Origin of the sequence: Flagellimonas lutimaris, from assembly GCF_003581615.1 — a bacterium.
Lineage (GTDB): Bacteria > Bacteroidota > Bacteroidia > Flavobacteriales > Flavobacteriaceae > Flagellimonas > Flagellimonas lutimaris.
Genome location: NZ_QXFH01000070.1, coordinates 445,105 through 464,277, shown reverse-complemented (window position 1 = coordinate 464,277; position 19,173 = coordinate 445,105). Strand labels below are relative to the sequence as shown.

18 protein-coding genes are annotated in these 19,173 nt (G+C 36.2%); all 18 read right to left on the bottom strand.

Annotated elements, in window-relative coordinates; genetic code table 11:
- Positions 1 to 140: 140 nt before the first annotated feature.
- The 18 genes from D2V08_RS06450 to gmd all read right to left on the bottom strand — a co-directional run bounded on the left by D2V08_RS06450 (position 141) and on the right by gmd (position 19,154).
- Complete coding sequence (locus D2V08_RS06450; RefSeq protein WP_119607229.1) at positions 141 to 1,112, bottom strand: UDP-glucuronic acid decarboxylase family protein; 972 nt, start codon at positions 1,110 to 1,112, stop codon at positions 141 to 143.
- A complete protein-coding gene (locus D2V08_RS06445) occupies positions 1,109 to 2,026 on the bottom strand; it encodes an MraY family glycosyltransferase (protein ID WP_262696705.1) in 918 nt (305 codons plus the stop codon). The genes D2V08_RS06450 and D2V08_RS06445 overlap by 4 nt, the downstream gene beginning before the upstream one ends.
- A gap of 327 nt (positions 2,027 to 2,353) precedes the next feature.
- Positions 2,354 to 3,622, bottom strand: a complete 1,269-nt coding sequence (locus D2V08_RS06440; RefSeq protein ID WP_119607227.1) for an O-antigen ligase family protein — start codon at positions 3,620 to 3,622, stop codon at positions 2,354 to 2,356.
- Positions 3,623 to 3,624: 2 nt separating this feature from the next.
- Positions 3,625 to 4,347, bottom strand: a complete 723-nt coding sequence (locus D2V08_RS06435) for a WecB/TagA/CpsF family glycosyltransferase (protein WP_119607226.1) — start codon at positions 4,345 to 4,347, stop codon at positions 3,625 to 3,627.
- Between the two features lie 35 nt (positions 4,348 to 4,382).
- Entirely contained in the window at positions 4,383 to 5,312 is a 930-nt protein-coding gene (locus tag D2V08_RS06430; RefSeq protein WP_182835498.1) for a sugar transferase, read from the bottom strand.
- A 1-nt stretch (position 5,313) separates the two neighbouring features.
- Entirely contained in the window at positions 5,314 to 6,480 is a 1,167-nt protein-coding gene (locus tag D2V08_RS06425) for an EpsG family protein (RefSeq protein WP_147374075.1), read from the bottom strand.
- Between the two features lie 19 nt (positions 6,481 to 6,499).
- Complete coding sequence (locus D2V08_RS06420) at positions 6,500 to 7,762, bottom strand: oligosaccharide flippase family protein (protein ID WP_119607224.1); 1,263 nt, start codon at positions 7,760 to 7,762, stop codon at positions 6,500 to 6,502.
- A gap of 297 nt (positions 7,763 to 8,059) precedes the next feature.
- Complete coding sequence (locus tag D2V08_RS17210; RefSeq protein WP_147374074.1) at positions 8,060 to 8,629, bottom strand: glycosyltransferase; 570 nt, start codon at positions 8,627 to 8,629, stop codon at positions 8,060 to 8,062.
- Positions 8,630 to 9,222: 593 nt separating this feature from the next.
- Positions 9,223 to 10,086: an NAD-dependent epimerase/dehydratase family protein gene (locus D2V08_RS06410; protein ID WP_119607222.1), complete on the bottom strand. Its 864-nt coding sequence runs from the start codon at positions 10,084 to 10,086 to the stop codon at positions 9,223 to 9,225.
- A 2-nt stretch (positions 10,087 to 10,088) separates the two neighbouring features.
- Positions 10,089 to 11,417 (bottom strand): lipopolysaccharide biosynthesis protein RfbH, encoded by a 1,329-nt coding sequence (rfbH, locus tag D2V08_RS06405; RefSeq protein ID WP_119607221.1) that lies wholly within the window; start codon positions 11,415 to 11,417, stop codon positions 10,089 to 10,091.
- A 1-nt stretch (position 11,418) separates the two neighbouring features.
- Positions 11,419 to 12,495, bottom strand: a complete 1,077-nt coding sequence (gene rfbG, locus D2V08_RS06400; RefSeq protein WP_119607731.1) for a CDP-glucose 4,6-dehydratase — start codon at positions 12,493 to 12,495, stop codon at positions 11,419 to 11,421.
- Entirely contained in the window at positions 12,483 to 13,259 is a 777-nt protein-coding gene (gene rfbF, locus D2V08_RS06395) for a glucose-1-phosphate cytidylyltransferase (protein WP_119607220.1), read from the bottom strand. The genes rfbG and rfbF overlap by 13 nt, the downstream gene beginning before the upstream one ends.
- A gap of 8 nt (positions 13,260 to 13,267) precedes the next feature.
- A complete protein-coding gene (locus D2V08_RS06390; protein WP_119607219.1) occupies positions 13,268 to 14,245 on the bottom strand; it encodes a 2Fe-2S iron-sulfur cluster-binding protein in 978 nt (325 codons plus the stop codon).
- A 40-nt stretch (positions 14,246 to 14,285) separates the two neighbouring features.
- The gene (gene rfbC, locus D2V08_RS06385; protein WP_439108276.1) at positions 14,286 to 14,828 is read right to left on the bottom strand and encodes a dTDP-4-dehydrorhamnose 3,5-epimerase; all 543 of its coding nucleotides are present in this window, start codon (positions 14,826 to 14,828) and stop codon (positions 14,286 to 14,288) included.
- Positions 14,828 to 15,697 (bottom strand): glucose-1-phosphate thymidylyltransferase RfbA, encoded by an 870-nt coding sequence (rfbA, locus tag D2V08_RS06380; RefSeq protein ID WP_119607217.1) that lies wholly within the window; start codon positions 15,695 to 15,697, stop codon positions 14,828 to 14,830. The genes rfbC and rfbA overlap by 1 nt, the downstream gene beginning before the upstream one ends.
- A gap of 5 nt (positions 15,698 to 15,702) precedes the next feature.
- Positions 15,703 to 16,764: a dTDP-glucose 4,6-dehydratase gene (gene rfbB / locus D2V08_RS06375; RefSeq protein ID WP_119607216.1), complete on the bottom strand. Its 1,062-nt coding sequence runs from the start codon at positions 16,762 to 16,764 to the stop codon at positions 15,703 to 15,705.
- Positions 16,765 to 16,926: 162 nt separating this feature from the next.
- Entirely contained in the window at positions 16,927 to 18,036 is a 1,110-nt protein-coding gene (locus tag D2V08_RS06370) for a GDP-L-fucose synthase family protein (protein WP_119607215.1), read from the bottom strand.
- 2 nt (positions 18,037 to 18,038) lie between these two features.
- On the bottom strand, positions 18,039 to 19,154 hold the full coding sequence (gene gmd, locus D2V08_RS06365) for a GDP-mannose 4,6-dehydratase (RefSeq protein WP_119607214.1): 1,116 nt from the start codon (positions 19,152 to 19,154) through the stop codon (positions 18,039 to 18,041).
- Positions 19,155 to 19,173 lie beyond the last annotated feature (19 nt).

Below are 19,173 nucleotides of genomic sequence, written 5' to 3'. Positions count from 1 at the left end.
CGTTTTGGCAAAAATAACTCAATTCAAATTTAATTTGGCAGTTATTTTAAAATGATCTAAAACTCTCTGGTGACACTAATTTCACGAATCTCCACAATAGATTTCTCAGTCGCTTTGCTTCTTCGAAATAACAAAAAGGATTATGTCAAAAACTCCCTATGGGATTCCCACAACTCATCGTGAGAGAGTGATTTAAAGTATTCAAATACTTTTTTGAGTCCTTCGGAACGATGCACTTTGGGCTCCCAGCCTAAAATTTCCTTGGCAAGGGAAATATCTGGCTGTCGTTGCATTGGGTCATCTTGTGGCAATGGCTTGAAAACTATTTTTTGGTCTGTTCCTGTTAACTTGATGATTTCTTCTGCAAATTCCAGAATGGTGGTTTCATCTGGGTTGCCGATATTGACAGGTTCCACATAATCGCTCATCAACAGGCGATAAATTCCCTCAATTTGGTCATCGATATACGTAAAGGAACGCGATTGCGAACCGTCTCCAAAAACGGTAAGGTCTTCCCCACGAAGTGCCTGACCCATAAATGCAGGAACCACACGGCCATCGTTTAGGCGCATACGAGAACCGTAAGTGTTGAATATCCGTACGATACGGGTATCCAATCCATGGTGCCTATTGTAGGCCATGGTGATGGACTCCATAAAGCGTTTGGCTTCATCATAGACGCCTCGAGGACCAATAGGACTAACGTTGCCAAAATAGTCTTCGCTTTGGGGATGCACTAGAGGGTCTCCGTATACCTCTGAAGTGGAAGCCACTAGAATACGAGCTCCGTGATCTCTGGCCAGTCCCAATAAATTGAGCGTACCCAAGGAACCCACCTTTAGTGTTTCTATCGGGATTTTTAAATAATCAATTGGACTTGCCGGTGAGGCAAAATGAAGAATATAGTCCATTTTACCAGGCACATGGACAAACTTGGTTACATCGTGATGGAAAAACTCAAACCGTTTTAGATGGAACAGGTGCTCTATGTTTTTAATGTCCCCTGTAATGAGGTTGTCCATGCCGATGACATGGTGACCTTCGGCAATGAAACGATCACATAGGTGAGACCCCAAAAATCCTGCTGCTCCGGTGATGAGTGTTTTTTTCATTTGTTCTTTTTCTTGCTTTTCGGAGCTGTATCTTTTTTCCCTTTCAACGCATCTATTTTCCTTTTTAAAAGGATTTTTTGCTTTAGTGTGCTGAAATTATAATTGTACCTAAAAAATATATACGCCAAAAAAATTACAACACTTACTAACATAATTACCATTCCTGTATTCTTGGCTTTACTTCCCAAAATAATGAACAGTACCACAAAAATGATATTAAAGCAACCAATGATGAAGCTAGCCTGTTTATGGGAGAGACCCCAAAAATCAATAAATATATGATGAATATGATTTCGATCTGGGGAAAATGGTCCTTTTTTATTGGCAATCCTAATGGTAAACACCCTTGCTGTATCAAATAATGGTACAATCAAAATACTAATTGCAATTAACGGGGCATTTTCCAATAAAAAGGGTAATTCTCCATAAGCTGTAGGTTCTAAGGCTAAAAATTTTAATGTAAGAATACTAATAATAAACCCAACAATTAATGAACCTGTATCTCCCATAAATATTTTTTTTCTCGATGATACATTAAAACCAAAAAAGGCCATTAGACAAGCATTCATGGTAATAGCAATCAAAGCAAAAAAATATTCTTGTGATAAGTAAAAAATTGTTGTGTAAATAACCATTACTACAATACCCACTATTGATGCAAGTCCATCAATTCCATCAATTAAGTTATATGAATTTATTATAGTCAGCATTAAAAAACCTCCAATTACTAAATAAAGGTAATAAGGGATTTCGTAAATATTCAAAAATCCGTTTAAAGACTCTATCCCGAAACTGTCATTGACCAAAATAAAACTAATGGCCAATATTTGGGCCAATAGTTTGGAACCTGGCGACAACACAACCATGTCATCCTTGAGGCCTACAATAAAAAGTATTGTAAGTCCTGGAATCATGTATATAAATTCCAAATGTTCAGCCCTGTCTTTTATAAAAAAAAGGGCGAAAATAAGACAATAGAAAAAGGCTATTCCTCCCAATGTTGGAGTTTTAGCTTTATGGGAACTCCGTTGGTTTGGATCATCCATAAGTCTTTTGTATTGAACCACTCCGATTATTTTAGGAATTGTCAAATAGGTCAGCAGGAATGCCCCGATAAACAAAGCAACGGCAGTTTCTAGAAAAAACATTTCTTTGATTTAAGCTTTAAAATTAAAAAAGTATTCTTTTAAGATTTAGTTCTTTGGTAAAAGATTTCAAACATCCCTATCCTTATTTTAATTTTATTTTATTTTTTCTTGTGACATGGCAGTCATTAAACTGGCAAAAAAAGAAAAGCTGGATATCCCTGAATATCTTTCAAAAACTGATTCAAACAGAAAGTTTATTAGGAATATTAATAAGACTAAAAACATGAGCCTTCGATTGGGTTTTGATTGAATCCTTTTTTGACCTTTAAACAAAAAAAACAAAGAAAGAAAAAAGATTAAAAAACCTAATATACCTAGATCTAAAAGAACTTGCAGATATTGATTGTGGGCATGGAACCTAACCCTTCTATCGTAATGCTGTTGTTTTATCGCCAAGGTCTCGTATAACACACGATGAGACCCGCCAGCGCCAATTCCGATTATAGGATGTTCCTTAATCAAATCCCAAGCTGACATCCACAACAATATTCTAGTATTGGTATCAGACCGCTCTGTATTTGCCATTCCCTCTAAATTCCGATTCAACCTTTCTGGCTGGTCATAGCTAAATTTCATATTAAATTCAGAAAATCTTGGGTTTGCAATAAAAAACACAATTCCGGTAATCAGTACTGCAATGAATCCCATTGTTTTTGTTTTTTTCTTAAGGCTAGAATCAGCGACCTCAACAAAAAACAGTACGGCCAAAGTTATAAAGCTTGCTTTGTTCAACAATTGAACCAAGGCGATTATAATGAGCAGCAAACCAACGAAAAAGTAAATCCTTTTTTTAAAAACGTCAGTCTTTAACAAGATAACCAAAGATATCAACAGGTACATTGCGAAGTAAACTGTTTGATGCAAAAATGAAAATGGTTGAGAAAAAAAATAGTTCTTTTCTTGTGGAATTGAAGCCATGAACCCCAATTCTGGGTCTAAGCTACTTTCAAAGCTTAAAGTCTGGAAGTCGATTGAATGGTAGATTGCATTTATTTCACAGATTATAACTGCAAATATGCATCCTAGTACAAAATATTTGCAAATTTCACCTGTAGGTTCAGCCAACCTATTATCCAAAAAGAATATAATCGGAAAAACCAAAAGAGATGCTTTTAATTCCAACACAGAAGGTTGAAAATCTTGAGAATAGGTAAGTGAAATTCCATAAACTAGATATATGATTCCTAGAAATAGAAAACCTAACCTGAAAGTAAAAAATTCTCTTTTTGGGTTTAATATTGAAAGCAATAAGATAACGCCGATCAGAACCGTAGATAGTTGCTGACTAATTGGAAAAATAAAACAAAATAAGAAAAGCATGTTTTGTTTCCATGAAAACAAAAATTCTGAATATTTCTCCACCTTTAGTTTGCTCTTAATTTTTCCAATAATAAATCTTTCATAAAAATAGGAGTTGACACGAAAACCCTGGGAAACATTTTTCTAGGGTTTTGCAAAAATCTTATAAACCACTCCAAACCAAGGTCTATCCAAATTTTGGAAGGTCTTTCAATTGTTCCTGCGTAAAAATCAAAAACTGCCCCTATGGAGCAAATAATGTCAGCTTCGAGGTTTTCTTTATGGACAAAAACCCATTTTTCCTGTTTTGGAGCAGTCATGCCAACAAAGAGCACATCTGGATTAACCTTATTAACAGCATTTACCATCGCTCCATTATCACTTTCATCAAAAACTTTTTTAAAAGGTGGAGAATAGGTGTTCACTGTAACGTTCGGATAATCCTTTTTAGACCGGTCCACTATTCTTTGAAGTGTGTTTTCAGATGATCCAAGAAAAAAGCAGGACCCTTTTTCCTTCTCCAATTTTTCCATAAGAAAAATAAATGCGTCATAGCCCGCAATTTTCTTGATTTTTTTTCCGCTCAAGATTTTACTTGCATAAACAATTCCAATCCCATCTGGGATTAAGATTTCACCAGATAACAGTGCATTCTTAAATAATTTATCCTTTTTTGCTACCGCATAGCTATGGATATTTATGGTATTAACCACACATTTATTATCGAATTTGACGGTATTTAGAGAAGTGACCAGCACATCATAACCAAGTAGGTTTTTTTTATCCATTGGAAGTCTTTACATTCTTATCCATTTAAGTCTCGTTAACCAATAAGTCGTAAAATCTTATTTTTTAATCTGACAGGTATTGAATAGTTTTTTGAAAATTGTTTTAAAAGTGTTTTGTTGAGTTCTATATTTTTATCAAACACAAAAGTCTCTTTATTTGATTTGTCAATTTTGGCAATATATTCCTTAACTACAAATTGAGTGTTCGAGGCTTTCTCGGAGAAACCGATATTTTCAACCTTAGATTCTTTAGGGTAAACTGTAAATCTTTGATTTTTCCATTGGTCATAACAAAATACTATTGCCCAAGAGTCTATTCTTCCCGTCATCTTATTCTTCAACATATAAGCCATGTCACTCCCTAATTCATTAAAACTTCTTCTTTGTGACTCATTTTTTTTAAATTCATCATAATCATTTACGTCCCAATCAATTTTATTCCAGACATGTTTCCATGTTGCCCACCCCCAACTTGATGCCCTTAAGCCATAGTAGAAATCTTTTTCTAATTTATTTAATCCTTTTAAGGGCATTGTGTAACCAGAAATAGATTGAATCCTGTCATTTCTTCGATAAAAATCTAATCCTTGATTAAGAAAGTTGAGGAAATTTTTAGACGTCTTAATATCATCCTCTATTACAATTACAGCTCCATATTCATTAACAATTCTTGTTACTCCATTTATTATAGATTTGGCAAGTCCTAGATTTTCTTTTTGCTCAATTATTTTAACCGACCTGAAACCGCCTATGTTTGAAATAAACTCTCTCACATCATTGACACTATCATTGTCAAATTCACTTTTGGGACCATCTGAAAAAATAAATAAATCACTCATAGGGGCCAAATAGTTATTTCTTAGTTCCTCTAAAGTAATCTTTGTTTCTTCCAACCTATTGTATACAAATAAGCAAATCGGCGCACAATTACTTTCGCCTTTTTGACTAGGGTTTTGTGTGTTCATTTCAAAAAAAATAATTTAACGTTGTCTTAAAAATAAGCTTATCCATCGGAATATATTCCCATACGCCATTTTCAAGTTTTACAACAAAATTCACCAATAATACCAATGTCACCAATGATTTAATAATAATACTTATCATGCTTCCAACAAATTTTCTACTAGTAAAAAAAGGAACGAGAAAAGCAGAAAATGTATACGCCAAATATCCATATCTATATGATAACAAAGGATGTGACTCTGCTGTGAGCAAGACCAGAAGGGTGACAAATATTATACAGTTGTTAAAATGATAGAGGTCTTTTTTCTTAATGACATAATTCATTAATAAGGCCAAAACCAAAACCAAAATATTAAAACCAATTAAAACCTTTGGTACATCAATACCATCAGAAATGGATTTCTGACTCAATCGCTCCATTAAATATGTTAATATGTTACTGGAGCTGGTGGTTTGTAAATACCAAATCGCCAAATCTTGATATGTTCTAATAACAATTGCTAAGACTATTATAATTGCCAAGCCCCTTTGTATATTAATTTTTTTTCCTACGGCAGGAAAAAAAATAAGGGGTAAAAAAAACAACATTGTGGTATGCGTAAAAACTGCAACAATTAGGTAACCCCATTTATTCTTTTCTAAAATCACCTTGTTGACCAAATAATAAAGTAGGATTGAAAATGCCAAAAACTGACGCACTAAATGTGCTGATAAACTAAAGATCTCAAAAAAAAGTGTCGCAAATAATATCGCAAAGAATACTTCCTTATCATTTGCAGTTTTCTGATAGAAAAGTCGTATTGCCTTTAAGAAGAAATAATACGAAAGGAATGTAAAAAAGAAAATGAAAATTTGAAAATTTCCAACCCAATGAAAAAAATACATTGCACCATAAAAAATGGGGTCTTTACCGAAGGAAGACAAGTACTCAAAAAAGGATAAATCCGCGGCCAATTGGAATTCGTTGAAGTAAGTCAACAAATCTGACTCATACTTCTTTGTTGTATTCAAAAATCCTAAAAATGTTGAAATCAATATGACCAAAAAAGAAGATACCTTCTTTTTTCCAAAACTAAAGTAACCCTCCATAACTATACCACTAAGAGGGTTTATAAAAAAAACAAGTGCAGTCGTCAGTTTGGCAACTATGGAGTTCAACGAAAACTTCAATTCAGTAATTTGTTCTTTACTAGGTTATTTGACTTTCAAATTCCTTCTTTTTCTTCTTCTTATAATAATATCTACCCAATATGAGCAATAGTAATTCGGTACTGACCACAACATAAGCCATACCAAATATACCATATAGTTTTGCCACAACAACTCCGAAAAGAATATTTAAAATACCTCCAGTAATCAAAATCTTCATTCTGGTTCCATATTCTTTGGTCGAAGGAAAATAAAGGGTATTATAGAGCATGTTCCAGCCCGAAAAAAGGGCAATCAGTCCCAAAATTTTAAATACACCTGAATAGCTTGAGATTAATGAATCACTATAAATAATTTCTATTATCTGAGTTCCAAAAATGAATATGACCGTTGATATAACCATACCAATGAAAACAATAAAAGGAGTGATTTTAGCAATAATTTTTGCCTTGTTCGGTTGTTTGGAAAGCCATGGAAATATGGCTTGATAAATAGGGATAAAGCCATTTTTAATAGCTATAATAAGTTTTTCAAAGCTTGAATAAACCCCAACAATGGTATTTCCTGCAAACAATCCTAAAATAAAAACATTGGAAGCCGTGTATAGACTAATTGCAAAGTTTGAGACGAATAACTTAAAACTGTCTCTCAAAAGACTTTTTATCAATGAAAATCCTGGTTTCCTAAAATTAATATACTTCAAGCTAAAGAAAAGCCCGAACAATCCTCCCAAAATATACCCCAAAGAATTGAATAAGGGAACTAATTTATAATCTTCTGTTTGTTTGATCAACAGAAAAACAAGTAACGTAAAAACAACTTTTGAGAAAATGTTAATATAAGTAATAAATTTCATTTTTTCTATACCTTGAAAGAACCAAACGGGAAAAAGAGCCTGGCCAACAACCATTCCAAAGCTTAATAAATATAATTCCACATCATTGCTAAACCTATCAAAGTTGTATACAATAGTGATGATGATAAAAAAGCTAATAACAATTAACACCAATTTTATTAGAATTATCCCCCAAAAAATTTTGGAGAGTTTGGATTTATTATTTCGTTGTAGTGAAATTTCTCTAGTTCCACTTAAACTAAAACCGAAATCCACAAATACATTAAAAAATATTGCTAAAGATTGGGCGAACATAACCAAACCATATCTTTCCGCCCCCAATACTCTGACTAAATAAGGTAGGGTTAATAAAGGAAGCACATAATTTGCCGCTTGTAGTAAAACAAGAAAAAAATAGTTCTTAGCAATTACTTTGTTTTCATTTTTTTGAAGAATTTTTTTTATCATTTATATATTAATAAATTCACTAACAGTGTTTTATCTACAAGGAAAGTTTTCTGGAGTTTACTACATTTTTTTTCCAACTTAAGGTTCTCGAAAAGATTATAGATTTTGTCTTGCATATAAGAGAACATGATCAAAATGCTAGTTTTTTTACCCTTTTTCCTGTAGGCCATTCAAGCCTCTTTCCAAGATATTAATGCCGCTGTTTTGTATTCAAATAATTTTAGTCACAAATTCCTTTCGAATAAAAATGTCTAAAATTTAGCTGAATTTTTCATTGAAAGCTAACTAGGTATTTACTTAAATAAACTCTTCTTCAATGAAAGATTGTAATGAAGATTCTACCTTCTTCATATAAATATCCAACCATGATTTAGATTTTATCCTATAGCTGTTTGTCATTCCTTCTTTTTCCAATACCTCCTTCAACATTTGGGCAGCTTCTGCAGGAGATGTTGACAATTTTATCAGAACATCTGAGGGAAGCTCTGCGGAAAAAGAATACTCCGATGGCACTACGGCAACGCAACCATTATGATGAATTGATTTTAGCAATGCTCCTTCAACAGGTGAAGACCAAAGTGACGGATTGATAACAACTTTACAGCTTTCCAAAATAAGCGATAGCCCACTTTCCCATGTTAACGAAAGAAATTTTACATTCTTTAAATCTTCCAAATCAGGAATCACCTTCCTTACCTCCGATTTTGAATACGGCACAACAAACCTATACTCCTTTAAAACTTTGGCAACATCTAAAAAGAAATTAAGCCCTTTTGCACCAGATAGGGTGTTATGATACAAAAAATCGTATTGTTGTTCTGCGTCAGGTTCGGTTACTTCCTTCTTTTCTTCTAAATCGATTAACATTCCTACCTCATTTAAGGATATGCTCGGGCCAAATTTTTTTTTAAGCAATAACCCCTGATTTTTATTTTGTATCAAAAAATGTATGCTCGAAAGATTTCTTTGAATCGTCTGAAGAAACAAATCATATAAATCCTGTTCTTGCGGATTGGGAAAAAATTTGCATCCTATCTTTTTGTGTGCTTCAGAATCATTTATACACAATACGCACGGTTTTGTTCCTTCTAAGTAATTATATGATTTCTTGCAAAAAAGAAAATTGTCGAGGACATAAAGGTAAACCTGATTTGATTTGATGATTTCAATACAAATGTCCAACCCGATTGATTGAGGGTGAAACAAAACTACCTTTTCACCTTTGGTTCTATTTTTACTCTTTGAAATATTTTGCGCCAACAAATAATACATCTGTTTTAATGCTGCAATGGCACCGAGTCTTTTGGCTAGTTTTACCAAAAACCCCTCAGGAGTGTGGTAAGAAATTAGTTTATACTCAATCCTTTTAGCTTGAAGTTGCCCAAGAAAGTACGAGACAAAATTTCCCGCCCCTTTTTTTCCAGGTTGTATTCCGCTATAAACATATATGAGGTTTTTCATTACGATAGATATTCCTTTAAACCCTTTTCTAAGCTGAAAGATGGTTTCCAACCTAATTTACAAAGTTTGATGGTCTCGGCTTTCGATTTCATTATTTCTCCTTCTCGATAGGGAATTGCTCCGAATAAGATTTTTGTTTCGCATTCTAAAATTGCTTTAGTCAAATTTGTGAATTCCTTGATACTTGTTTCCACTCCAGTTCCAACATCAAATTCCTCATAATGGGAAAGTTCCTCAATGGAACACAAAACTTGTCTATAAGCACTGACAACATCTTTAATATATATGAAATCTCTGGTTTGTTCACCTTTGGTCATCTTTATTGCTTCTGAACCTTTTGTAATCTGGGATACTAGACTGGGAACAAATTTGGACTCAGAGTCCGTTTCTCCATACATATGAAAAAGTTTTAAGTTAACCAGTTTAAACACATTTGTTTTTGAAAGTAAATTAAGCCACTCCGATGTATGTTTTTTGGTAAGCGTATATTCTGAAAGGTATGAGTACGAATAAGTACTGCTGTTAAAAAAGCTGTCTGTATTTAAAAATGCCTTTACCTTATAACTATTACAAAGCTCCGCCAGCCGAACCGGCAATTCAATATTTGTTTTAAAAAGAGGAATAATTGAATCGTTTTTTTTCTTATACACTGTGGCAGTATGGATTACTGCAAAAATTTTGTTTTCCTTAAATATTTTTTCCAATGGATCTTCTGAAGAATAGATCTTGATTGACTGGTTTTTAATTCGGTTTATGCTTTGAGTACTTCTCACCAAACCAATGACATTAAATTCTTTGCTTAATTCAACAACAAGGTGGCTTCCTAAAAATCCATTTGCCCCAGTAATCAATATACTTTTCATTTTTAAAAATTAAGTCCAAAAAACTCCTCCAATTTTTCTCCTATAAATTCAAAATGTTCCTTTCCTAGAGCTGGATAAATGCCTATCCAAAAGGTGCGGTTCATGGTTATATCAGTATTGGTCAAATCTCCAACAACACGATATTCAATGTCTTTAAAATAGGGTTGTTTGGTTAAATTTCCAGCAAACAACAACCTTGAACCTATTTTGTTGTCATCCAAAAACCGCAATAGGTCTACACGCTCAACCCCTGCCTTTTCTTTTAGTGTTATCGGAAAACCAAACCATGAGGGTTGACTATTGGGCGTGGACACAGGCAATTGCAAAAATTCTGTCAAAGATTGAAGCCTATTGTGAAGGTGTTCAAAATTTGCAATCCTTTTGTTTATAAAACCTTGAGCCTTGTCAATCTGTGCCAAACCACAAGCCGCCTGCATATCGGTTATTTTTAGATTGTACCCAGAATGTGAATAAACATATTTATGATCGTACCCATAAGGCAGGTCTCCGTGTTGTTGTTCGAACCTACATCCGCAAGTGTTATCGCACCCTGGCGCGCAATAGCAATCCCTACCCCAATCTCTAAAGGACTCTGCAATCATTTTAAGTTCTGAGTTGTTTGTAAAAACCGCACCACCTTCCCCCATTGTGATGTGATGGGCCGGATAAAAACTGACCGTGGCAATATCTCCAAATGTGCCACACAATTGGCCGTCATATTTGGCGCCAAGGGCATCACAAGTATCTTCGACCAACCATAAATTATATTTATCACATAACTCTTTTACCTTTTTTAAATCAAATGGATTTCCCAGTGTATGTGCCAACATGATCGCTTTGGTCTTGGGTGTAATTGCAGCCTCAATTAGGTCTGCATTAATATTGTGGGTCTCCAAATTGACATCAACAAAAACAGGAACGGCACCAAATTGAACTATTGGGTTGACCGTAGTTGGAAACCCTGCTGCCACACCTATTACCTCATCTCCTTTTTTAATGGCCCTATCTCCCAGTTTTGACGATGTTAGTGTAGAAAAAGCAACCAAATTGGCCGATGAACCTGAATTTACCGACAAACAGTGTTTCACCCCTAGAAAACTAGCTAATTTCTTTTCAAATTGTTCATTGAATCTTCCTGTTGTTAACCAACCATCAAGTGAAGCTTCTACCATGTTCACCAGCTCCTCTTTACCCAGAACTTTTCCGGATGGTGGTATAACTGAAGTACCCGGTTCAAAATTCGATGGTTTATATTTTTCTTCCGCAAATTCGGCGACCAGTTTTGCAATCTCTAATCTTAATTGTTCCGTTTTGGTGAGTGTTTCTTTCATTTCAATTTTTTAAATAATCTTCAATTTCGATTAAACAATGCTCGTACATATTCTCCGAGGACATCCATCCTCTATGCCAATTGATTATTAAATTTAAAGTATGGTCCAGGTTCCATTTAGGCTCCCATTTAAGCCTAGTTTTTGCTTTGGAACAATCCAACTTTAAAAAATTGGCTTCATGTGGGTTCTTGTCACTATCCAATTTCCAATTGGCATCTTCGCCCCAATGCGAAACCATTTTGTCCAAAATCCAACTTACGGGCCTACAATCTTCATCTTTGGGTCCAAAATTCCATGCTTCATCATAACCTTTGCCCTCTATATATAGATACTGTGCCAATACCAAATAACCAGATAATGGTTCTAGTACATGCTGCCATGGCCTTGTCGATTTTGGGTTTCTAATAATTACAGGTTGATTTTTTTCAAAAGCCCTTAAAATATCGGGGATCAAACGATCATTGGCCCAATCACCACCACCAATAACATTTCCTGCTCTGGCGGAAGCCAAAAAAGCGCTATCCGTATCACTAAAAAAAGAATTTCTATATGCGGAGGTCACTAATTCGGCACAGCCTTTACTGTTGCTGTAGGGATCATGGCCCCCCATGGGCTCGTTTTCCCGATAGCCCCATTCCCATTCCATATTTTCGTAGCATTTATCCGTGGTTACGGAAACGATGGCTCTCAAATTTTTACAAGACCTAGCAGATTCTAAAACATTCACGGTGCCCATAACGTTGGTCGCATATGTTTCCACCGGCTCTTGATATGACAATCGAACCAAAGGTTGGGCTGCCATATGTATCAAAATTTCAGGATTAAAGTCCTTCATACTATTTCTCAGATTTTCCAAGTCCCTAATATCACCAATCTCAGATTCGATTAAACTATCCAAGGAAACTTTTTCAAATAGAGAGGGAGATGTGTTGGGTTCAAGCGCATATCCTTTTACAATCGCTCCCATGGAATGAAGCCACATCGATAACCAACTGCCTTTAAAGCCTGTGTGCCCAGTTAAAAACACACGCTTATTTTTCCAAAATAAGGGCTGTACATGTCCTTTTAATCCTTCCATAATTTCCACGGCGCATTGTTAGATTCCCACAGATTTTCCAAATAGTGTTTGTCCCTAAGGGTGTCCATCGGTTGCCAAAAATTATCGTGCTTGTATGACATTAACTCCCCATCCTTGGCCAAACTCTTTAGGGGCTCCTGTTCCCATATGGAGTAATCACCATCTATCCTGTCTATTACATTGGGGGTCAACACAAAAAACCCTCCATTGATCAAGGCTCCATCACCTTTTGGCTTTTCCTGAAATTTAAGCACCTGTCCGTCCTGGATATCAAGGGCGCCAAATCTTCCGGGAGGGTAAACTGCTGTCAAGGTGGCCTCTTTACCATGTGATTCGTGATACTTTATCAATTCATTTATATCTACATTGGCAACCCCGTCCCCATAAGTGAAACAAAAACTCTTTTCATTTTCAATATACCTTTTGACTCTTTTTAATCGTCCCCCTGTCATTGACTCGTCGCCTGTATCCACTAAAGTAACTGTCCACGGTTCGGCTCTTTTTTCATGTACTATCATTTGATTGTCCTTCATATTAAATGTGACATCCGATTGGTGTAAAAAATAATTGGCAAAATATTCTTTTATCACATAACCTTTATATCCGCAACAAATGATAAAATCATTAACACCATAAAATGAATATATTTTCATAATATGCCACAAAATTGGTTTGCCGCCAATTTCAACCATCGGCTTTGGTTTTGACACTGTTTCCTCACTTAGTCTTGTTCCTAGGCCTCCTGCCAATATTACTGCTTTCATTTATATATTTAATTAGAGCTTACAAATGCGTCTGAATAAAAATCTTCTTCTTTCAAACCTATCTCGGTCAACAATTTTTTAGCTGACTTAATCATATCATTTGACCCACAGGCATATACTCCACAATTGGTCAAGTCATTCAATAAATCCGCTAAAACATCTTGTACATATCCTGTTTTTCCTGTCCACTCGTTGTTAGGTCTTGAAACAACTTTATAAAAATCATCACCTACAACAGGCAGGCTATCCAAGAAAAGCTGGTTTTCAAACCTACCCCCCCAAAACACCAAAATTTTTTCTTTGAGACTTTTTGATTTACCCAACTGTTCTAAAATAGCAATAACCGGTGCAATTCCTGTCCCAGTTGCCAGAAATATAACTTTTCTATAATCCTTGTCCCTTAAAAAAAATGTCCCCAAAGGGCCAAACAACCGAATAAGATCGTCTTTTTTTGCCTGATTGAACCAATAATCACTCATAACACCATTATCATAGTTTTTTATTATAAACTCCAATTGGTTGCTTTCTCCGTTGGCATTGGCAATTGAATAACTTCTATTGATACTTCCTTTGATAAGATTCACATATTGACCTTCCAAAAATTTAAAATTTGCATTGGGTGCGAGTCGAACAACCAATTTTATAATGTCATCGGACACTTTATCAATATTATTAATTTTGCATGGCAAGGTTCTTGGTTCAACTATATTATATCCTCCCAAATCTTCCACATTTAATATAAGATCAGATTTTGGTTTTGTATTGCACGTAAGAACCCATCCATTTTTCTTTTCGTCGTTCGTCAGAACATTGTCTTCTAATACATCATCGACATCTCCCTTTAAAACCCGAACCAAACAACTTCTGCATCTAGCTGTCATACAGCTATGCTCTAAAAGCACTCCTGAATTCTTGGCTGCATCCAAAATTGTTGAGGATTCATCACATTTAAAACTCTTACCACTCTTAAGTTTTATGTCAAACATTAATTTTACGGATTTTAAAAGTTCATTACAAAGGCATGTTCTATTTAAGACAATTGAAAGAAGGCAACATTACATCTTTTTTGGAAATAGATATGTCCTTTTTTGAGACGCTCCATTTAATGCCCAATTCGTTATCATCAAACAGAATTCCACCTTCCTCCTTCATATTGTAATAATTATCACACTTATAAAAAACTGTTGCTGAGTCACTCAAGGTTAAAAAACCATGTGCAAACCCTCTTGGCGCAAACAATTGTTTTTTGTTTTCGCCACTCAACTCAATCGAAAAATACTGCGCAAAGGTAGGAGAATCTTTACGCAAATCAACCACTACATCCTGAATTCTACCCTCCAATACTGAAACCAGTTTAGCTTGGGCATACTCACCCTTCTGATAGTGCAATCCTCGAAGTACTCCTTTTTTGGAGTAGGACTGGTTATCCTGAACAAAAATTACTTCTTGGCCTATGGCCTTGCAAAAATCCCTGTGATTATAACTCTCAAAAAAATAGCCCCGTTCATCTTCATAAATTGTAGGCTCTATGATAAAACATCCCTTTAACTTAGTCTCTGTTGCCTTTATCATTTCCCTTTGTTCAAAATTCCCAATAAACGTTCACCATACCCGCTCTTCATCAATGGTTTTGCCAATTCTTTGAACTGCCCTTGGTCGATATACCCCATCTCCAAAGCTGCTACTTCTATGGAACCGACCACCAATCCCTGTCGGTCCTCTATTACTTCAATAAATTGTGAGGCCTGCATTAGGGCCTGGAATGTCCCCGTATCCAGCCAAGCTGTGCCTCGGTCTAGAATACTCACATGAAGCTTACCTCTTTTTAAATATTCTTTGTTCACATCAGTAATCTCTAATTCGCCCCTTGCGCTAGGATGTATGCTTTTGGCGATTGAGATGACTTCATTGTCGTAAAAGTAAATCCCCGGCACCACATAGTTCGATTTGGGCTTCTTTGGCTTTTCTTCTATGCTAATGGCCTTTCCTTTTTCATCAAACTCTACTACGCCATATCGCTGTGGATCATTCACTCTATATGCATAAATAATTCCACCATTTGGGTTGTTATTGCTTTGCAATAATTTGGATAACCCTGCGCCGTAAAAGATGTTATCTCCCAAAATAAGGGCAACTTTATCATCACCTATAAACTCTTCGCCTATAATAAATGCTTCTGCCAGTCCATTCGGAGATTCTTGAACCGTATAAGAAAAGGAACAACCATACTTTTGTCCATCGCCCAATAGCTCTTTAAACAATGGCAAATCCTTAGGTGTGGAAATAATCAATATTTCCCTGATTCTGGCGTACATTAATGTTGAAAGTGGATAATAAATCATTGGCTTGTCGTAGATAGGCATCAACTGCTTGCTTACCGAAAGGGTAAGTGGGTGCAATCTGCTGCCTGTTCCTCCTGCCAAGATGATTCCCTTCATTTTTTTTATGCTTGATACTGCTTTTTATAATAATCTAAATAATCTCCCGAAGTAACATGATCCAACCATTCCTGATTTTCAAAATACCAATCTATGGTTTTCTCGAGTCCTTCCTCAAATGTTACGGATGGACTCCAACCCAATTCCTTGTTTATTTTGGTGGCATCTATGGCATAACGCAGGTCGTGACCAGGACGATCCTTGACAAAGGAGATCAATTCTTTGGAAGTGCCTTCTTTTCTTCCCAGCTTTTTATCCATCAATCGACATAACAAGTGGGTCAAATCAATGTTCTTCCATTCATTAAACCCACCGATGTTATACGTTTCTCCATTGATTCCTTCATGAAAAACCAAATCAATAGCCTTGGCATGATCTTTTACAAAGAGCCAGTCCCTTGTATAATTTCCATCGCCATATACGGGCAACGCCTTATTTTGAATGATATTGTTGATGAAGAGAGGAATCAATTTCTCTGGGAATTGATTGGGTCCGTAATTGTTGGAGCAATTGGAAATCACAAAAGGGAGTCCGTAAGTTTCACCATAAGCCCTCACAAAATGGTCTGAGCTTGCTTTTGAAGCAGAGTAGGGCGAATGGGGGTCGTATGCCGTTTTCTCTGTAAAAAACCCATCTTTACCCAAACTTCCATAAACCTCATCGGTGCTGATATGATAAAACAAGAAATCCGGGTTGTCCTTGGCAATTTGTAACGAGGCATTCAATAAATTGACCGTACCCAAAACATTGGTGCGCACAAAAGACAAGGGGTCCGTAATAGATCGGTCCACGTGGGATTCTGCCGCCAAATGAACAACACCATCAAAGGTGTTTTGAGAGAAAATATTATTTACGAAATCTGCATCGACAATGTCTCCTTTAACAAAAGAATAGTTGGAAGCTTGCTCTACATCTTTGAGATTTTCCAAATTACCGGCATAGGTCAAGGTATCAAGATTAAAAATCCTATAATTACTATATGCGGTAACAAACCGCCGAACCACATGGGAGCCTATAAAACCAGCCCCTCCGGTAATTAAAATATTTTTTTGGGATTTTTGGTTCACTTTAAGGTTATATTAAAAACATTTCGTACCTGATTTTGTCTTACATTGCCATATAGGCGAAATCCAAATAATCAGTTTCCATCTAATCATCCCATTTTCTAGGCGACCCTAATTTAAGTTGAATCAAAAGGCTTATCCAAATTTATAAAATTTGGATTTCATTTAATCTGAACGTTTATCTTCCAGTGAATTGAAATACCATTTGTATAGTCTTTGTACGCCATCTTCCAATTCTACTGAATGCTTCCAACCCATACTATTTAGTTTTGTTACATCTGTCAGCTTTCTTATTGTACCATCAGGTCTGGTAGTATTGAAAACAAAATACCCTTTAAATCCAATTTGATTCTTGATCAATTCAGCGAGGTCTGCGATAGAAACATCGGTTCCTGTACCAATATTGATATGTGTATTTCTTATTTCCTTTTGTCCTTCGTCATATGTATCGGCGAAATCCCTGTTTTCCATAATATATACACATGCATCTGCCATATCATCGGACCAAAGGAATTCTCTTTTGGGTTTTCCACTACCCCATATTTCAACACTTACCCCATCGGATTCTTCCGTGACCACCCCATATTTTTTTAGGATGGCCAGCTTGGCCGCAACCGTATCCTTTCCAGAAACTCCTTCTATAGGTAACTTGTCCAAATCGTCATCGATTGCCCCCCAATTACCTTCTTCCAAGGCCTTCCCCAAATGAATCTTTCGGATAAGGGCTGGAAGTACATGGGATTTCTCCAAATCAAAATTATCATTAGGCCCATATAGATTGGTGGGCATCACGGAGATAAAGTTAGTGCCGTATTGAAGGTTATAACTCTCGCATAGTTTTATCCCTGCAATCTTGGCAATGGCATAGGGCTCATTGGTATATTCCAAAATATCGGTAAGCAAATAATCCTCTTTCATGGGTTGTGGGCAATTTTTGGGATAGATACAGGTACTGCCCAAAAACAAAAGCTTCTTGACCCCATTGAGGTAACTTTGATGGACTACATTGTTTTGAATCATCGTATTATCATAGATAAACTGGGCCCTGTAGGTATTGTTAGCCACTATCCCTCCCACTTTTGCTGCTGCTAAAAAAACATATTCTGGTTTTTCAGTTGAGAAGAAATCGGCTACCGCAACACTATTTGTCAAATCCAGTTCGGAATGGGTCCGAGTCACCAAATTTTTATAGCCCCGTTCATTCAGGGATTTCATCAAGGCACTACCTACCAAACCTCTATGGCCGGCCACATATATTTTAGCGTCCAGTTCCATTTTTATTCAAAGTAATTTAGAATGCGATATCCACCATCTTTAAGGTACTGCTCCTTTTGCATGAGTTTGACATCGTTTTCCATCATATCCCTCACCAATCCTTGCAAATTGTATTCCGGTACCCAACCCAATTTTGTCCTGGCCTTTGTAGGGTCACCTATCAACAGGTCCACCTCGGTGGGTCTAAAGTATTTGGGGTCCACTGCCAAAACCTCTTTACCTATCTCCAATTGGAAATCTGGATCTTTACAGGCTTTTACATAGGCTTTTTCATCAACTCCCTTTCCTTTGAACTCCAGTTCAATGCCCACTTCCTCAAAGCTCATCCGCACAAAATCCCTTACTGGAGTAGTCTTTCCAGTGGCAATCACCCAATCTTCGGGTTCATCGGCCTGCAAAATCATCCACATCATACGGACATAGTCCTTGGCATGGCCCCAGTCCCGCTGCGCATCCAAATTACCAAGATAAATCTTGTCCTGTAAACCTAGGGCGATCCGAGCTGTTGCTCGGGTAATCTTGCGTGTTACAAAAGTTTCCCCACGAATGGGAGATTCATGGTTGAACAAAATTCCATTACAGGCATACATATTATAAGCTTCCCGATAATTCACCGTGATCCAAAAAGCGTACATTTTGGCAACGGCATAGGGACTACGAGGGTAAAATGGTGTTGTTTCGCTCTGAGGCACCTCTTGCACCTTTCCATAAAGTTCTGAGGTAGATGCTTGATAAATTCGTGTTTTGTTTCCAAGTCCCAACAACCGAACTGCATCCAAAATCCTTAATGTTCCCAATCCATCGGCATTACCTGTATATTCCGGAATTTCAAAACTCACATGAACATGGCTCATTGCTGCTAGATTATAAATTTCATCGGGTTGGATTTCCTGAATCAATCGAATCAAATTGGTACTATCGGTCATATCTCCATAGTGAAGGATAAAATTCCGGTTCTCCACATGGGGGTCTTGATATAAATGATCGATTCGGTCGGTATTGAACAAAGAAGTACGCCTTTTTAGACCATGGACCTCATAGCCTTTTTTCAAAAGAAACTCACTAAGGTAAGCTCCATCTTGACCGGTTACACCGGTAATCAATGCTTTTTTCTTCATTTAATATTAAGTCATTTTT